The sequence below is a fragment of the Micromonospora sp. HM5-17 genome, from assembly GCF_003762835.1.
Classification (GTDB): domain Bacteria; phylum Actinomycetota; class Actinomycetes; order Mycobacteriales; family Micromonosporaceae; genus Plantactinospora.
Map to the genome: position 1 here is coordinate 161,204 of NZ_RJWA01000007.1, position 14,899 is coordinate 176,102.

13 protein-coding genes are annotated in these 14,899 nt (G+C 75.0%); 9 read left to right on the forward strand and 4 right to left on the reverse strand.

Annotated elements, in window-relative coordinates:
- Positions 1 to 322 precede the first annotated feature (322 nt).
- Positions 323 to 3,208: a BTAD domain-containing putative transcriptional regulator gene (locus tag EF879_RS20420; protein WP_233604621.1), complete on the forward strand. Its 2,886-nt coding sequence runs from the start codon at positions 323 to 325 to the stop codon at positions 3,206 to 3,208.
- A gap of 41 nt (positions 3,209 to 3,249) precedes the next feature.
- On the forward strand, positions 3,250 to 3,900 hold the full coding sequence (locus EF879_RS20425) for a hypothetical protein (protein ID WP_199736536.1): 651 nt from the start codon (positions 3,250 to 3,252) through the stop codon (positions 3,898 to 3,900).
- 93 nt (positions 3,901 to 3,993) lie between these two features.
- On the opposite strand, the gene EF879_RS20430 is transcribed toward EF879_RS20425, so the two are convergent.
- The 4 genes from EF879_RS20430 to EF879_RS20445 all read right to left on the reverse strand — a co-directional run bounded on the left by EF879_RS20430 (position 3,994) and on the right by EF879_RS20445 (position 8,760).
- A complete protein-coding gene (locus tag EF879_RS20430; protein WP_233604622.1) occupies positions 3,994 to 4,668 on the reverse strand; it encodes a flavodoxin family protein in 675 nt (224 codons plus the stop codon).
- A 65-nt stretch (positions 4,669 to 4,733) separates the two neighbouring features.
- The gene (locus tag EF879_RS20435) at positions 4,734 to 5,666 is read right to left on the reverse strand and encodes a sigma-70 family RNA polymerase sigma factor (protein WP_123561015.1); all 933 of its coding nucleotides are present in this window, start codon (positions 5,664 to 5,666) and stop codon (positions 4,734 to 4,736) included.
- Positions 5,667 to 6,013: 347 nt separating this feature from the next.
- Positions 6,014 to 7,864, reverse strand: a complete 1,851-nt coding sequence (locus EF879_RS20440; RefSeq protein WP_123561017.1) for a sulfatase — start codon at positions 7,862 to 7,864, stop codon at positions 6,014 to 6,016.
- Positions 7,861 to 8,760 carry a CDP-alcohol phosphatidyltransferase family protein gene (locus tag EF879_RS20445; RefSeq protein WP_123561019.1) on the reverse strand — a complete coding sequence of 300 codons (900 nt, stop codon included), beginning with the start codon at positions 8,758 to 8,760 and terminating at the stop codon, positions 7,861 to 7,863. The genes EF879_RS20440 and EF879_RS20445 overlap by 4 nt, the downstream gene beginning before the upstream one ends.
- Before the next feature lie 149 nt (positions 8,761 to 8,909).
- Between EF879_RS20445 and EF879_RS20450 the strand changes: the two genes are divergently transcribed.
- From EF879_RS20450 to EF879_RS20480, 7 genes are read left to right on the forward strand one after another with little or no spacing between them, the layout of a single operon-like run.
- Positions 8,910 to 9,890 carry a zinc-binding alcohol dehydrogenase gene (locus tag EF879_RS20450; protein WP_123561021.1) on the forward strand — a complete coding sequence of 327 codons (981 nt, stop codon included), beginning with the start codon at positions 8,910 to 8,912 and terminating at the stop codon, positions 9,888 to 9,890.
- A 3-nt stretch (positions 9,891 to 9,893) separates the two neighbouring features.
- The gene (locus EF879_RS20455) at positions 9,894 to 10,292 is read left to right on the forward strand and encodes a 6-carboxytetrahydropterin synthase (RefSeq protein WP_123561023.1); all 399 of its coding nucleotides are present in this window, start codon (positions 9,894 to 9,896) and stop codon (positions 10,290 to 10,292) included.
- Positions 10,293 to 10,303: 11 nt separating this feature from the next.
- Entirely contained in the window at positions 10,304 to 11,389 is a 1,086-nt protein-coding gene (locus EF879_RS20460; protein WP_123561025.1) for a glycosyltransferase family 4 protein, read from the forward strand.
- Positions 11,386 to 12,237, forward strand: a complete 852-nt coding sequence (locus tag EF879_RS20465; RefSeq protein ID WP_123561027.1) for a class I SAM-dependent methyltransferase — start codon at positions 11,386 to 11,388, stop codon at positions 12,235 to 12,237. The genes EF879_RS20460 and EF879_RS20465 overlap by 4 nt, the downstream gene beginning before the upstream one ends.
- A gap of 43 nt (positions 12,238 to 12,280) precedes the next feature.
- Positions 12,281 to 13,261, forward strand: a complete 981-nt coding sequence (locus tag EF879_RS20470; protein ID WP_123561029.1) for a lysylphosphatidylglycerol synthase transmembrane domain-containing protein — start codon at positions 12,281 to 12,283, stop codon at positions 13,259 to 13,261.
- Positions 13,262 to 13,273: 12 nt separating this feature from the next.
- Positions 13,274 to 13,927, forward strand: a complete 654-nt coding sequence (gene ribA, locus EF879_RS20475) for a GTP cyclohydrolase II (protein WP_123561031.1) — start codon at positions 13,274 to 13,276, stop codon at positions 13,925 to 13,927.
- Between the two features lie 15 nt (positions 13,928 to 13,942).
- Positions 13,943 to 14,686 (forward strand): dihydrofolate reductase family protein, encoded by a 744-nt coding sequence (locus EF879_RS20480; RefSeq protein WP_123561033.1) that lies wholly within the window; start codon positions 13,943 to 13,945, stop codon positions 14,684 to 14,686.
- Positions 14,687 to 14,899: the final 213 nt, after the last annotated feature.

Sequence of the window (14,899 nt, forward strand, 5' to 3'; positions counted from 1 at the left end):
CACCACGTCGGGCATTGTCGATTTCCCCCTCACGGGTACGACGGCACCGTCGGCCGGGGCCGGCACGTCGATGACCCGGTGGCCGCCGGATGCCGCACGATCGCAAACCAGCAGGGTGACATGGTGGGGACAAGGTCGCCCATATTCCGCGCAGATCGCGCCCAGGCCTCGTGGTGGCGACGGTGGCGTACCTCATAGCTCGACAGCGATCATGAGCCCCGTCCGTCTTATGTATACGGCCGGCACCGGCGATGCATATCCGACGGGGATGCAGGCGTCGATGGGGACGGGGGACCGGGTGGAGTTTCGGATACTGGGACCGTTGGAGGTACGGCACGCGGGAGCGACCGTGCCGTTGGGCGGCCCGCGCCCACGCGCCCTCCTGGCGGCGCTGCTGCTGCGGGCGAACGAGGTGGTGACCACTCCGTACCTGATCGAGGCGATCTGGGAAACCCCGCCCGCCTGCCCGGAGTCGAACCTGCGGACGTACGTCGCCGGGCTGCGCCAGCGCCTGCACCGGGCCGGCAGGCACGACGCGCGCCTGACCACCGAGGCGGGCGGGTACCTGTTCCGGGTGGCGCCCGGCGAACTCGACATCGAGATCTTCTCCGGGCTGGTCGAGCGTGCACGGCAGGCCCGGGCGGCGGCGGACCTCGCCGGTGCGGCGCGGCACTACCGGGACGCGCTACGGCTCTGGCGCGGCAAACCCCTGGACGGGCTGCCACTCGGTCCACGACTCTGGGCCGCCCTCGCCCACCTCGAGGAACGCCGACTCAGCGCCGTCGAGCAGCACGCCGAGGTGAGATCGGCGCTGGGCGAGCACGACGCCGTCATCGACGAGCTACGCTGCCTGGTGGTGGAGTACCCGCTCCGGGAGAAGCTCTGGGCCCGGCTGATGGGTGCGCTCGTCGAGACCGGCCGGGCGGCGGAGGCCCTCACGGTCTTCCAGGACGCCCGCCGGGTGCTGCGCGAGGAACTCGGCACCGAACCGGGCGACGCGCTCCAGATCCTCCACCGGCGGATCCTGCGGCGCAGCGTCTCGAATCGTCCGCCCGCCGAGCCAGCCACCCAGGCGACCCCGCGCGCCGAACCGACCACCGTTCCCCGACAGCTTCCGCCGGACGTCCGCGGATTCGCCGGCCGGGCGGGGGAGCTGCGCCAGCTCGACGCCGTCCTGACCGCCGACCCGGGGGAGGGGGCGGCGGCGGCCGCCGTCTGCGCCGTCTCCGGCACCGCCGGAGTCGGCAAGACCACCCTCGCCCTGCACTGGGCCCACCGGGTGGCCGACAGGTTCCCCGACGGACAGCTCTACGTCAACCTGCGCGGCTTCGACCCGACCGAGTCCCCGATGGACCCGGCCCAGGCGGTACGCAGCTTCCTGGAGGCGCTGGGCGTACCGCCGCAACGGGTGCCGACCCAGCCCGACGGGCAGGTGTCGCTGTACCGCAGCCTGCTGGCCGGCCGGCGCGTCCTGGTCGTCCTGGACAACGCACGCGACGCGGCCCAGGTCCGACCGCTCCTGCCCGGCGCGCCCGGCTGCGCCGCCGTCGTGACCAGCCGGACCGACCTCTCCGCCCTGGTCGCCACCGAGGGCGCGCACCTGCTCACCCTCGACGTGCTCGCCGCCGACGAGGCCCGGACGGTGCTGTCCCGGCGGATCGGCCCGGGCCGCGTCGACGCCGAGCCGGACGCGGTCGACGAGATCGTCGCCCGGTGCGCCGGGCTTCCCCTCGCGCTGGCCGTGGTCGCCGCCCGGGCCACCGTCGACCCCCGCAAGCCGCTGGCGGCGCTCGCCGCCGAGCTGCGCGAGGCCGCCGGCAGCCTCGACATGTTCGAGGGGCCGGACGAGGCCACCGACATCCGCGCCGTGCTCTCCTGGTCGTACCGGACGCTGAGCGACCCGGCGGCCCGGCTGTTCCGGCTCCTCGGCCTGCACACCGGGCCGGACCTCACCGCGTCGGCGGCGGCGAGCCTGGCCGGCGTCCCGGTGCCGGCGGCCCGCCGCCTGGTGACCGAGCTGAGCCGGGCCCACCTGGTCACCGAACACCTCCCCGGGCGGTACGCGATGCACGACCTGCTCCGTGCCCACGCCACCGAGCTGGTCGCCACGACCGACACCGCGGCCGAGCGGGACGCCGCGCTGCGCCGACTCCTCGACCACTACCTCCACACCGCGCACGCCGCCGACCGACTGCTGGAGCCGCACCGGGACCCGCTCCCCCTGGAGGATCCGCCGCCGGACGTCGTCGTCACCGCGCACGCCGATCCGCGGCAGGCGATGCGCTGGTTCAGGGCCGAGCGGCGCTCCCTGCTGGCCGCGGTCGACCAGGCCGCCGCCCTCGGACTGCACCGGTACGCGTACCGGCTGCCGTGGACGCTGGTCACCTTCCTCGACCGTCAGGGGCACTGGCCCGAGTACCTCGCCACCCAACAGGTGGCGCTGCGGGCCGCGCGCCGCCTGGGAGACCGGGAGGGCCAGGCCCGCGCCCACCGGTTCATCGCCAACGCGCTCGGCCGACTCGGCCAGGAGGACGCCGCGGAGCGGCACTCCTACCGGGCCCTCAGGCTCTACGCCGAGCTCGGCGACCTGGTCGGTCAGGCGCGCACCCGCCGGACCCTCTCCTGGTCCGCCGGTCAGCGGGGCCGGCACGACGAGGCGCTGCACCACTCGACGCGGGCGCTGGAGCTGTTTCGGGCCGCCGGTCACCGCAGCGGGGAGGCCCGGGCGCTCAACGCGGTCGGCTGGTACCACGCCCTGCGGCACGACCACGAGGCCGCGCTCGCGCACTGTGCGCGGGCCCTCGACCTCCACCGCGAGCTCGGCAGCCGCGACGGGGAGGCGAGCACCCTCGACAGCATCGGCTACATCCACCACCGGCTCGGCGACCACCGGCGGGCAACCGAGTGTTACCGGCAGGCGTTGGTCATCTACCGGGAACTCGGCGACCGCAACGGCGAGGCGGAGACGCTGGCCCGCCTCGGCGACACGTACCACGACGCGGCCGAGCTCCCGGCCGCCCGGGACGCCTGGCACCAGGCGCTACGGATCTTCGAGGAGATCCACCACGCCGACGCCGACACGGTCCGGGCCCGGCTGCGCGCCCTGGACGTCGACGCGGGCCGGCGCACCGGCGGGCCGGCCGCCGGCACCCGACGGGGCGACGCCGACCGGTCACCCCTGGTGCGCCCGGTCGGATTGAACGGGTGAGCAGTGGGTACGCCCGGAACTCGGACGACGGAGGGTGACCCATGGCGGAACGACACACCATGCTGCGCTCGATGCATGACCTCGGCCTGGCCGCCTGGTTCGGCGGCTCGCTGATGGGCGCGGTCGGGGTCAACGGCGCGGCGGAGAAGGTCGGCGACGCGAAGCAGCGGCTCGGCGTCGCCTCGGAGGGCTGGGCGCGGTGGGCCCCGGTCAACGCGGCGGCGATCGGCGCCCACGTGGTCGGTGCCGCCGGTGAGCTGATCACCGAGAGCCCGCGGGTGGTCGGCCAGTCCGGGGTCGGCCGGATGAGCGCCATCAAGACCGGGCTCACCGTGGCGGCCCTGGCGGTCACCGGGTACAGCCGGCTGCTCGGCATGCACCTGCAGAAGACCGCCGAGGCACCGGTGGTGGCCGGCACCGCGCCGCAGAACGGCACGCCGCCGGACGTCGCCGCCCGGCAACGACAGTTGCGGGTGTTGCAGTGGGTGATTCCCGCCCTGACCGGAGGGCTGATCATCATCACGGCGTTCGCCGGGGAGCAGCAGAAACCCGGACAGGTCATGCGCGGGGTGCTGAACCGGATGACCGGCGTGACCGGGGCGATGAAGGGCGCCCGCGCGCTCGTCGGCGGCCGGAGCGCGGTGGCCGGGGTGCGGATGGGGCGACAGGCGCTGGCGAAGCTGCGGCGGTGACCGCGGGGACCGCGCGGGAGGACGCGGCGGCCGGCCGGCATCCCGGCCGGCCACCGTGGTGTGGCGACACCCCGGGCGGACGACCCGGGCGGGTCAGCCCAGCGCCGGTTCCAGTACGCGTCGGCCGTACCGGAACTGCCGGGCCGTCTCCGCCACCCGGCGGCCGAGGTGTTCCGCCGTCCGCAGGTCGGCCGAGGGCGGCGCGACGTCGGGCCCCGCGTCCACGTTCGACTGGGCACCCGCGCCGAGCCAGAAGCCGAGCCGGTTCAGGTCGCTCTCCGAACCCGTGCTGGAGTTGTTCGCCGGCGGCAGGTCGAGGTTGACCCAGTGCATGCCGTGCTGGGCGGCGAAGATCGCGAGCTGGATCAGCGTCGCCAGCTTGTCACCCGCCCGGGCGCCCGAGTTGGTGAAGCCGGCCGCCAGCTTGTTCCGCCACCGGTAGCCCTGGGCCAGCACCGCGGTCGAGCTCGCCTCCTGGAACGCCTTGAACGGTGCCGACACGTTCCCGAAGTACGTCGGCGTCCCGAAGATGATCGCGTCGGCCGCCTCGAGGTCGTCCCAGCGGGACGACGCCTCCGCGACCTCCAGCAGCAGCGGCTCGGCGCCGTCCACCTGCGCCACCCCGTCCCGTACCGCCTCGGCCTGGCGCCGGGTGTGGCCGTACCCGCTGTGGTAGACGATCGCGACCCGGATGGGCGACGCGGCGTCCCACTCCGCCGTCAGGTCCGCGGTCCGGTTCGCCGCCATGCCGGGCGTCCCCGCACTCACCGTGGTGTCCTCCTCTGCTTCCGCCGCCGCTGGCAGCGGCGATCGTCGTGTCACCACCTCTGACGTCAGCCGACCAGCAGAGGTGACCGGTCGGGCGCGGGGAGGTCGCACGTGGGGAGGTCGAGCACGGCCAGGTCGAGGGCGCGGAGCCGGGCCGGATCGGCGACGACGTCGAACGCGGTGACCCGATCCCCGTCGGTGGTGATCCGAAGGACGAGGCGTAGCCGGCCGCGCGGCGCGACGACGGCCCCGACGACGCCGTCCACCAGCGCGGGACGGGCGAAGCGGGCCCGCGTGACGTTGGCGACCGTCTCGGCCGCCACCCGGTCGGCGCCCCGCAGCACGGCCGGCTCGCCCGGGCGTCCCGCCATCCGGTCCGTCCGGCGGACGACGTCGGGGTCCAGCACCGCGAGCAGCGCGGCCAGGTCGCCGGCGCGGGCCGCGGCGAGGAACGCCTCGACCACCCGGCGCTGCCGGGCGAGGTCGGCGACGGGGACGGTGGGCGCGCCGTGCACCCGGTGCCGGGCCCGGCTCGCCAGCTTCTTCGCCGCGACCGGGGTACGCCCGACGATCGCGGCGATCTCGTCGAACGGCACCGCGAAGAGGTCGTGCAGCACGAACGCGACCCGTTCGGCCGGCCCGAGCCGGTCGAGCACCACCAGCAGGGCGAGCCCGACCGAGTCGGCCAGCACCGCCTCGTCGGCGGGGTCGACCGCGCCGTCGTGGGGGGTCGTCGGTTCGAAATCGGCCAGGTCGGTCGACTCCTCGCGGCGGCGCTCCCGGGCCCGGAGCATGTCGAGGCAGACCCGGCTGACGACGGTGGTCAGCCATCCGGTGAGGTTGGCGATCGCGCCCGCGTCCGCCCGGCTGACCCGCAGCCAGGTCTCCTGGACGGCGTCGTCCGCCTCGTCGACCGAGCCGAGCATGCGGTACGCGACAGCCCGCAGATGGCCGCGGGACCGGTCGAATCGGTCCGCCAACGCTGCCTGGTCGTCCATCGGTCACCTCTCGTCGTCGTCCGTCGTCATACCGGTGGGGAGGTTGGCGGCGGTTGACACGGGAGGGGACGCCCATGGTATCGCGGGCTTGAATCCGGTAGCCGCGGCCCGGTCCGCGCGCGGTGGGCGTGGACCGCCGCAGCCTGCTGGTCCGCTCCGGGTTGTGGGGCCCCCGACGGGCCACATCCCGGCCTGCCCGGCTGTCGGGCGGGGTCACCGTGCCCGGGACCCGGCGACCCCGGGGCGGCCGGCGCGGAACCTGCTGCTGTCCGGGGCGGCGCCCCGGACAGCAGCGACGCCGCTCGAGCGGCGGCGTGACCTGACGTCCACCGCCGGGAAGCGGCCGGCTACGGGCCGAAGGCCGACAGGAACCGGTCGCGGAACTCGTCCATCCGCCACACCGGTGACTCCCGGACCGGACGCAGCCCGTCCGACCAGCGCCAACCGGAGATCCGCTCCAGCACCGCCGGGTCCCGGGCGACGATCGAGATCGGGACGTCCCGACTGGCGTTCTCGCCCGTCACGATCGGCGCCGGCTGGTGGTCGCCGAGGAAGACCAGCACCAGGTCCTCGTCGCCGTACGTCTCCACATAGGAGATCAGTGCGCTCAGCGAGTACTCGATGGAGAGCCGGTACTGGGTGCGGACCCGGGCGGGGTCGCGGTACACGTCGTCCTTGGCCGGGCCGGCCTTCGCCATGGGGCGGAAGATCGACCCGTCGCCGACCTCGTCCCAGCCGACCATCCGGGGCAGCGGCGTCCACGGCGAGTGGCTGGAGACGAGCGGGATCTCCGCCATCACCGGGGCGTGGTCCGGGTCGGCCCGCTCCAGCCGGTGGAACGCCGCCAGGGTGTACTGGTCGGGCATCGGCGCGAAGCCGAACTTCGGCCCCCGGTAGCCGAGGTCCTTGGCCCCGTACATCCGGTCGTTGTCGAAGAACCCGGCCTCCGGCCACGGCTCGGTGAGGGCCGGCATCACCGTGACGCTGCGCCAGCCGGCGCGCCGGAACGCGCCGTTGAGGGTCAGCCGGTCGCCCGCGAGCAGGGTCTGGTATCGCTGCTGGTTGTCGGTCCAGGCTCCGGAGAGCAGGGTGGCGTGGGCCAGCCAGCTGCCGCCGCCGGCGGTCGGCGAGGTGAGGAACGCGCTCCGGGTGCCGTACCCGGCCGAGGCCAGGCGCCGGGTACCGGCGTCGAGGACGGCCGCCACCTGCGGGGCGAACTCCGGATCCTCGACCGCGTCCCGCCCGTAGCTCTCGACGAACGCGATGATCACGTCCTTGCCGCGCAGCGCGGTCAGCAGCTGGCTGCCCGGGACGTCCTGGTACGTGTCGACGGCGGTCTCGGCGGCGAACTCCTCGCGGTCCCGCATTCCGGCGTGGACCTGGAGTACCCGGTGGTAGGCGAGCCCGCCCGCGCTCTTGGACGCCACCGGCAGGCCCGGCACGATCTGCACGCCGAGCAGCGCGAGCCCGACCCAGGCGGCGGCGAGGACCGCGGTGCCGCGGGCCGCGTTGGCCCGGTGCCGGGCGACGATCCCGGCCAGCCGCCGCACGGCGAGCGCCATCAGCACCGGGATACCGACGGCGAGCAGCACCGCCGCGACCGCGGCGCCGATCGCGGCGGGGCGGCCGACCGCGTCGGTGAGGAACGCGACCGCGTCGTCGAGCAGCACCCAGTCGATCGCCGGGTCGAACTGGCGGTCGAAGGCGACGTAGAAGCCCATGTCCAGCAGCTTCAGCAGGGTCAGCAGACCCAGCCCGACCCCGATCAGTGCCGCCGCGAGCCGGCGGACCCGCCCCGGCACGAGCAGCAGGACGGCGAGACCGAGCACCGCCTCGAGCGGGAGGCGCAGGAACTGACCCGGGGCGAACCGGGCGAGCTGGTTCGGCGCCACGAGGGCGACGAAGACCAGCAGTCCGGCCAGGACGGTGAGGATGCCCGTCGCGGCCCGCCGTACGACCCCGCGCCGCCGAGGCGCCTCCGCCGTCGCCGGGCCGTCCGGGTCGGCGTCCGGCCCGGTCGGGGTACGCGCTCCGGCGTCCGGCCCCGTCGGGGTGCGTGATTCGGTCGGGGTGTCCGGGTCGGCGGTCGGCTCCGGGCCGGCCGGGTGGGGTCCGTCGTCGCCCGCGTGCGGGGTACGCGACCCGGTGTGCGGCTGCGCCGGGGTGGCGGCGTCCTCGGTGGCCAGGCCCGGCGTCATCGGGCGAACCCCGTGGCCGGCGAGTGCGTGATCCGGAGCTGGTCGAGCCGGGCCGGGTCGACGCCGACGCCGTCGACCCGGGCGCCACCGATCCTGGCGCCGGTGATCTGGGCGCTGGTGATCCGGGTGTTGCCGATCCCGACGTCGCCGAGCCAGCGTGGCGCCGTCCGGTGTGGTGCCGGCCGGACGGGCCGGGCCGCCGCGTCGTCGTGGCGGTGCCGCCACCGCCAGCGGATGTCCCGGCCGAACGACTCGACGAGCAGCGCCAGCGCCGCCACCAGCACCCCGACCATCACCGACCGGGGCAGCACGTCGGCCGCCGCGACCACCAGGACCACGCCCTGGGTCGCCGCCACCACCTTGCGCCAGTAGCGCGGCGGCAACGGCCCGGACAGCCAGCGGAACGGCCCCATCGCCGCGACGAAGGCGTACCGCATGCCGCCGATCGCGAGCACCCAGAGCCCGAGGGACGGCGCGGCGTAGCTGCTGAGCACCAGCAGCAGGACCGCGTCGACCTCCATGTCGAAGCGCGCCCCGAGCGGACTCGCCGTCCCGGTCCGCCGCGCCACCTGGCCGTCGACCGCGTCGAGCGCCAGCGCCACCGCGGCCAGCCCGACCAGCAGCGCCACCGGCACCGGCCGGGAGAACGACTCGGCGGTCAGGGCCGCCACCCCGCCGACGAGGATGCCCCGGCCCATGGTGACCCAGTCCGCCGGCCCCGGCCCGGACGACCCCGCCCGAACCAGGCCCCGGACCAGGAGGGCACAGCTGGCCACCCCGTATCCGAGACCCACCAGCCAACCGGCGGGTCCGAGGCCGACCGTCGCGGCGAGACCGGCCAACAGGAGGATCTGGACGACCAGTCCGGCGAGCGGACCGGTTTGAACCTTCGACATCGTTCCTCCGTGACTATCGTTGCGCCCCCGGCGACCGGTACGGAAAATCCGGCCGATCGGTTCGATCGGGTTTCCGAGACTTGACAGACTTCGGGGCATAGGCCGGATCAGCCCGGTGATCCCGGGGTCCGGCGAACGAGGAGGAGCGGATGACGTACGACGCCCACGCCTTCTGGCTGCGCGCGCCGGGGGAGGGCGAGATCCGTCCGCTGACCCTGCCCGAACCCGGCCCGGCCGAGGTGCTGGTCCGCACCCGCTACTCCGGAATCAGCCGGGGCACCGAGACCCTGGTCTTCACCGGCCGGGTTCCCGAGAGCCAGTACGCCGCCATGCGCGCCCCGTTCCAGGAGGGCGACTTCCCCGCGCCGGTGAAGTACGGCTACCTCAACGTCGGCGTCGTCGAGGTGGGACCGGCCGAGCTAGTCGGGCGTACCGTCTTCTGCCTCTACCCGCACCAGACCGCGTACGTCGTCCCGGCCACCGCCGTGGTCCGCGTACCGGACGGGGTGCCGCCGGCCCGGGCGGTGCTGGCCGGCACCGTCGAGACCGCCGTGAACGCGCTCTGGGACGCCCCACCGCTGGTCGGCGACCGGATCACGGTGCTCGGCGCCGGCATGGTCGGCTGCGCGGTCGCGGCCCTGCTCGCCCGGTTTCCCGGGGTCCGGGTCCAACTGGTCGACACCGACCCCGGTCGGGCCCCGGTCGCCGCCGCGCTCGGCGTCGACTTCGCGCTCCCGGCCGACGCGGAACCCGGCCGGGATCTCGTGGTGCACGCCAGCGCCAGCGACGCCGGCCTGCAACGGGCGCTCGACCTGCTCGCCCCGGAGGGGACCGTCCTCGAACTGAGCTGGTACGGCGACCGTGAGGTCCGCCTCGCGCTGGGCGGGGCGTTCCACTCCCGACGGCTGAGCATCCGGAGCAGCCAGGTCGGCACGGTGGCACCGGCCCGCCGGGCGAGCCGGAGTTTCGCCGACCGGCTCGCCCTCGCCCTGGACCTGCTCCGCGACCCCGTGTTCGACGTGCTGCTCACCGGCCGCTCCCGGTTCACGGAGCTGCCGGAGGTGCTGTCCCGACTCAGCACGGGCGAGCTGCCCGCGCTCTGCCATGTCATCGAGTACGCCGGAGAGTGATTCGTGTTCAGCGTGACCGTCCGGGACCACATGATGATCGCCCACAGCTTCCGGGGTGAGGTCTTCGGACCCGCCCAGCGGCTGCACGGGGCGACCTTCGTCGTCGACGCGACGTTCCGCCGGCCCGACCTGGACGCCGACGGGATCGTGGTCGACATCGGACTGGCCGCGGCCGAGCTGAAGGACGTACTCGGCGAGCTGAACTACCGCAACCTCGACGACGAGCCGGCGTTCGCCGGGGTCAACACCACCACCGAGGTGCTGGCCCGGACCATCGCCGACCGCCTCGCCGACCGGGTGCACGCCGGGCGGCTCGGTGCCGGGGCACGCGGACTGACCGGGATCACCGTCACCCTGCACGAGTCGCACGTCGCCTGGGCGAGCTACGAGCGGACCCTCTGAGGGAGACCGCCGTGCGGACCGTCCACGTCGTCCTGCCGAACGACATCGACGACCCGGGCAGCCCCAGCGGCGGCAACCACTACGACCGCCGACTCTGCCAGGCCCTGACCGCCGCCGGGTGGGCGGTGCACGAGCACGCGGTCTCCGGCGGCTGGCCCCGACCCCGCGCCGCCGAGCGGACCAACCTGGCGAACGTGCTCGCCGCGCTCCCCGACGACGCGGTGGTGCTCCTCGACGGGCTGGTCGCCTCCGCCGTACCGGAGGTGCTGGCGCCGCAGGCCCGCCGGCTCCGCCTGGCCGTCCTGCTGCACATGCCGCTGGACGCCGAGGACCCGGCGCTGGGCCGGGCCGAGCGGACGGCGCTGGCCCACGTGGCGGCGGTCATCGTCACCAGCGGCTGGACCCGGAGACACCTGCTCGACCGGTACGCGCTGCCGCCCGCCCGGGTCCACGTCGCGGTGCCCGGGGTGGATCCGGCACCGCTGGCGCCCGGCACCAGGGCCGGCACCGAACTGCTCTGCGTCGCCGCCGTCAGCCGACAGAAGGGGCACGACGTGCTGGCGGCGGCCCTGGCCACGGTCGCCGGCCTGCCCTGGCGCTGCCGCTGCGTCGGCTCGCTGCGGCGGGACCCGGAGTTCGTCGACCAGCTGCGCCGACGGCTCGCGGCCGACCGGCTGGCCGACCGGGTACGGCTGCTCGGCCCCCGGACCGGGGCGGCACTCGCCACCGCGTACGCCGAGGCCGACCTGCTGCTGTTGCCGTCGCGCGGCGAGACGTACGGCATGGTGGTCACCGAGGCCCTGGCACGCGGGATCCCGGTGCTGGCGACCGCCGTGGGCGGCGTGCCCGAGGCCCTCGGACACGCCCCGGACGGCAGCCGCCCGGGTCTGCTGGTGCCGCCGGGCGACCCCACCGCGCTGGCCGCCGCGCTGCGGCGCTGGCTCGGCGACGCCGACCTGCGGGCCCGGCTGCGCCTCGCGGCCCAGGGTCGGCGGCGCACCCTCACCGACTGGACGGTCACCGCCGCCCGGGTCGCGGACGTGCTGACCGCCCTTCCGACGACTCGTGCCCACCACCCCCACGGGAGACCGAGATGACCCTGTCAGGCCACGGTGTGATCGCCGACCCCGACACCGCCCTCGACTTCGCCGACTGGCTCGCGCTCCGGGAGGCCGCCGACACGGCGGCCCGGGCGGCCGACCTGGTGGCGCCGATCCGCCGGCACCTGGCCGGGGCACGCCGCGTCGTGGTCCACGATCTCGGCACGGGAACCGGCGCGATGGGTCGCTGGCTCGCCCCCCGGCTGCCCGGTCCGCAGCACTGGGTGCTGTACGACCGCGACGCCGACCTGCTGGCCCGGGCCCGCGCCGGGATGGTCACGCGGGCCGGCGACGGCACCCCGGTGACCGTCGAGACCCGGGAGCGCGACATCACCCGGCTCGGCGTCGCCGACCTTGCCGACGCCACCCTGGTCACCGCCTCGGCGCTGCTGGACATGCTGACCGCCGAGGAGGTGGCGCGCGTGGTGGCGGTCTGCGCCGACGTGGGCTGTCCGGCCCTGTTCACCATCTCGGTGATCGGCCAGGTGGCGTTCCGCCCGGCCGACCCGCTCGACGACGAGATCGCCGAGGCGTTCAACGCCCACCAGCGGCGGACCGTCGACGGCCGGACCCTGCTCGGGCCGGACGCGGTCGACGCCTGCGTCGCGGAGTTCGGCCGACGGGGCGTGCCGGTCACGGTCCGGCCGAGCCCGTGGCGGCTCGGCGCGGACCAGGCCGGGCTGCTCGCCGAGTGGTTCGCCGGCTGGCTGGGCGCCGCCCGCGAGCAGCGGCCGGAGCTGACCGACCGGACCCGGGCGTACGCCGAGCGCCGGCGGGCCCAGATCGCCGCCGGCCGGCTGGACGTCGTCCTCCAGCACCGCGACATCCTCGCCGGATGCCCGTGAACTGATCTGAACTGTTCCCGACCGGGGCACGTATAGCAGGTCGATGGTGACCACGGAGAGCCTGTCTGCGCAGCGTAGCGGCACCGGATGGGCCTGGGTACGGCTGCTCGCCGGGGCCGGGATCCTCGGTTTCCTGCTCTGGCGGGTCGGTACCGGCCCGTTCCTCGACGGACTGCGCCTGATCGACGGCACCGCGCTCGCGGCCGCGCTCGGCATCGGCCTGTTCACCACGGTCTGCTGCGCCTGGCGGTGGAGCCTCATCGCCGGCGGGCTCGGCGTACGGCTGCCGCTGGCCAGCGCCGTCGCCCGGTGCTACCGCGCGGTCTTCCTGAACGCCACGCTCCCCGGCGGCGTACTCGGGGACGTGGAGCGGGCCGTGCAGCACGGGCGCGACGCCGGAGACGTCGGCCGGGGGATCCGGGCCGTGGTCTGGGAGCGGACCGCCGGGCAGGTCGTCCTGCTCGTCGTCGCGGCGGTGCTGCTGCTGGTGCTTCCGTCGCCGGTGCGGCCGTACCTGCCGGGGGTGATCGCGGTGCTGGTGGCGGTCGGGGGAGTCGTCGCCCTGCTGCTGTGGGCGCTGCCCCGCGCCGGGTCGGCGCGCTGGACCCGCCCGCTGCGCACCCTCGCGACCGACCTCCGGCACGGTGTGCTCGGGCGGCGTACCTGGCTCGGCGTGGTCCTGGCCTCCGCCCTGGTGGTGGCCGGTCACCTGGCGACGTTCCTGGTGGCGGCCCGGACGGCGGGCGCCACCGCGTCCCTGGCCGAATTGGTGCCGCTGACGCTGTTGGCTCTGCTAGCCATGGGGGTACCGGCAAATGTCGGTGGCTTCGGGCCGCGTGAGGGTGTGGCGGCCTGGGCCTTCGGCGCCGCCGGCCTGACCGCCGCCCAGGGGGTCGCCACCGCGATGGTGTACGGGGCGCTGGTGCTGGTCGCCAGCCTTCCCGGCGCCGCCGTGCTGGTGCTCCGGCGACCCGGCCGGGTGAGGGCCACGTCCCGGGCGGGCCGCAGCCCGGCACCGCACTGACGAAGGAGAAGCATGTCGGAACCACTGCCGATCGCCACCGTCCGAACCCAGGTCACCGTCCCGCTCCGGTTCCCCGACGGGTACGCCACGACCGCGCGGGTCTTCTCCTTCGACGGGCTGGTGGACGCCCGGGAACACCTTGCCTTTGGCCTGGGGGACTGGGTGGCGGCGCGGGACCGGGGCTCGGCCGACGGGCCGGCGACGCTGGTCCGCCTGCACAGCGAGTGCCTGACCGGTGACGTCTTCGGCAGCCAGCGCTGCGACTGCGGCCCGCAGCTGCGGGAGGCGGTCGAACGGATCTCCGAGGCGGGCGGCTTCCTCCTCTACCTCCGCCAGGAGGGCCGGGGAATCGGACTGTACCCGAAGCTCGACGCGTACGCGCTCCAGGACACCGGACTGGACACGTACGAGGCGAACGTGGCACTCGGGCACGGCGAGGACGAACGAGACTACACGGCCGCCGCCCAGATGCTGGCCGCGCTGGGGGTGACGCGACTCGCCCTGCTCAGCAACAACCCCGAGAAGGTCGAGCAGTTGACCCGGCTCGGGGTGACGGTGACCGAGTCCGTCCCGACCGGGCTGTACGTCTCCCCGGCCAACGCCGGCTACCTGGCGGCGAAGGCGAGCCGAGCGGCCCGGGCCGCCGACCGTCCCGTCGTCGCCTGACTCGTCCCCGGCGCCATGAGCCAGCGAACCAGTCACCTCAGCGAGCGTCCGTACGTGCTGATCAGCTGCGCGACGTCGATCGACGGCTACCTCGACGACGCCACCGACCAGCGGTTGCTGCTCTCCAACGACGAGGACTTCGACCGGGTCGACGCGGTCCGGGCGAGCTGCGACGCGATCCTGGTCGGGGCGAACACGGTCCGGCTGGACAACCCCCGGCTGCTGGTGCGCTCCGCGGAGCGCCGAAAACGGCGGGTGGCCCGTGGCCTGCCCCCGTCGCCGATGAAGGTCACGGTGCTGGGCCGGGGAGAACTGGACCCCAACGCCCGGTTCTTCACCGAGGGCGACACCGAGAAGCTCGTCTTCTGCCCGCCCGCGGCCGTGGAGAAGGCCCGGGAACGCCTCGGCGGCCTGGCCACCGTGGTGGACGGCGGAGGCGACCCGGTCGAGCCGGAGCGGATGCTCGCCGACCTCGCTGCCCGGGGCGTACGGCGGCTGCTGGTGGAGGGCGGGGCGAGTGTGCACACCCAGTACCTGACCGCCGGGCTCGCCGACGAACTGCACCTGGTGATCGCCCCGTTCTTCGTCGGCGACTGTCGCGCGCCCCGGTTCGTCAGCGACGGCCGGTTCCCGTGGCATCCGGGCCGGCCGGCCAGCCTGGTCGAGGTCCGGCAGCTCAACGATGTCGTGCTGCTGCGGTACGCGCTCTCCGACCGGTTCGATCCGGCCCTGGTCGGGGCGGCCGGCTGCGTCAGCTGAACCGACGAACGCAACCCGGCCGGCGCGGGCGGGAGGCCCCTTACCCCCTGCGGCTCCGCGCGGGGCGCTACGACACCGTCAGGTTCACACCCTCGACGAGCTGCGCCTCGGTGTACTGAACCCGCGGCCCCGACCGGCCACCTCCACCCCGTACGGCCCCTTCCCGGCCGGCATCCCACCGATGTTGAACCAGAACACGCACGCCTCGGCCTG

Bases quoted from the DNA above. Each gene is read 5' to 3' on its own strand.
- EF879_RS20425 (WP_199736536.1), top strand. From the start codon at position 3,250: ATGGCGGAACGACACACCATGCTGCGCTCGATGCATGACCTCGGCCTG.
- EF879_RS20435 (WP_123561015.1), bottom strand. From the start codon at position 5,666: ATGGACGACCAGGCAGCGTTGGCGGACCGATTCGACCGGTCCCGCGGC.
- EF879_RS20440 (WP_123561017.1), bottom strand. From the start codon at position 7,864: ATGACGCCGGGCCTGGCCACCGAGGACGCCGCCACCCCGGCGCAGCCG.
- EF879_RS20445 (WP_123561019.1), bottom strand. From the start codon at position 8,760: ATGTCGAAGGTTCAAACCGGTCCGCTCGCCGGACTGGTCGTCCAGATC.
- EF879_RS20450 (WP_123561021.1), top strand. From the start codon at position 8,910: ATGACGTACGACGCCCACGCCTTCTGGCTGCGCGCGCCGGGGGAGGGC.
- EF879_RS20465 (WP_123561027.1), top strand. From the start codon at position 11,386: ATGACCCTGTCAGGCCACGGTGTGATCGCCGACCCCGACACCGCCCTC.
- EF879_RS20470 (WP_123561029.1), top strand. From the start codon at position 12,281: ATGGTGACCACGGAGAGCCTGTCTGCGCAGCGTAGCGGCACCGGATGG.
- ribA (WP_123561031.1), top strand. From the start codon at position 13,274: ATGTCGGAACCACTGCCGATCGCCACCGTCCGAACCCAGGTCACCGTC.
- EF879_RS20480 (WP_123561033.1), top strand. From the start codon at position 13,943: ATGAGCCAGCGAACCAGTCACCTCAGCGAGCGTCCGTACGTGCTGATC.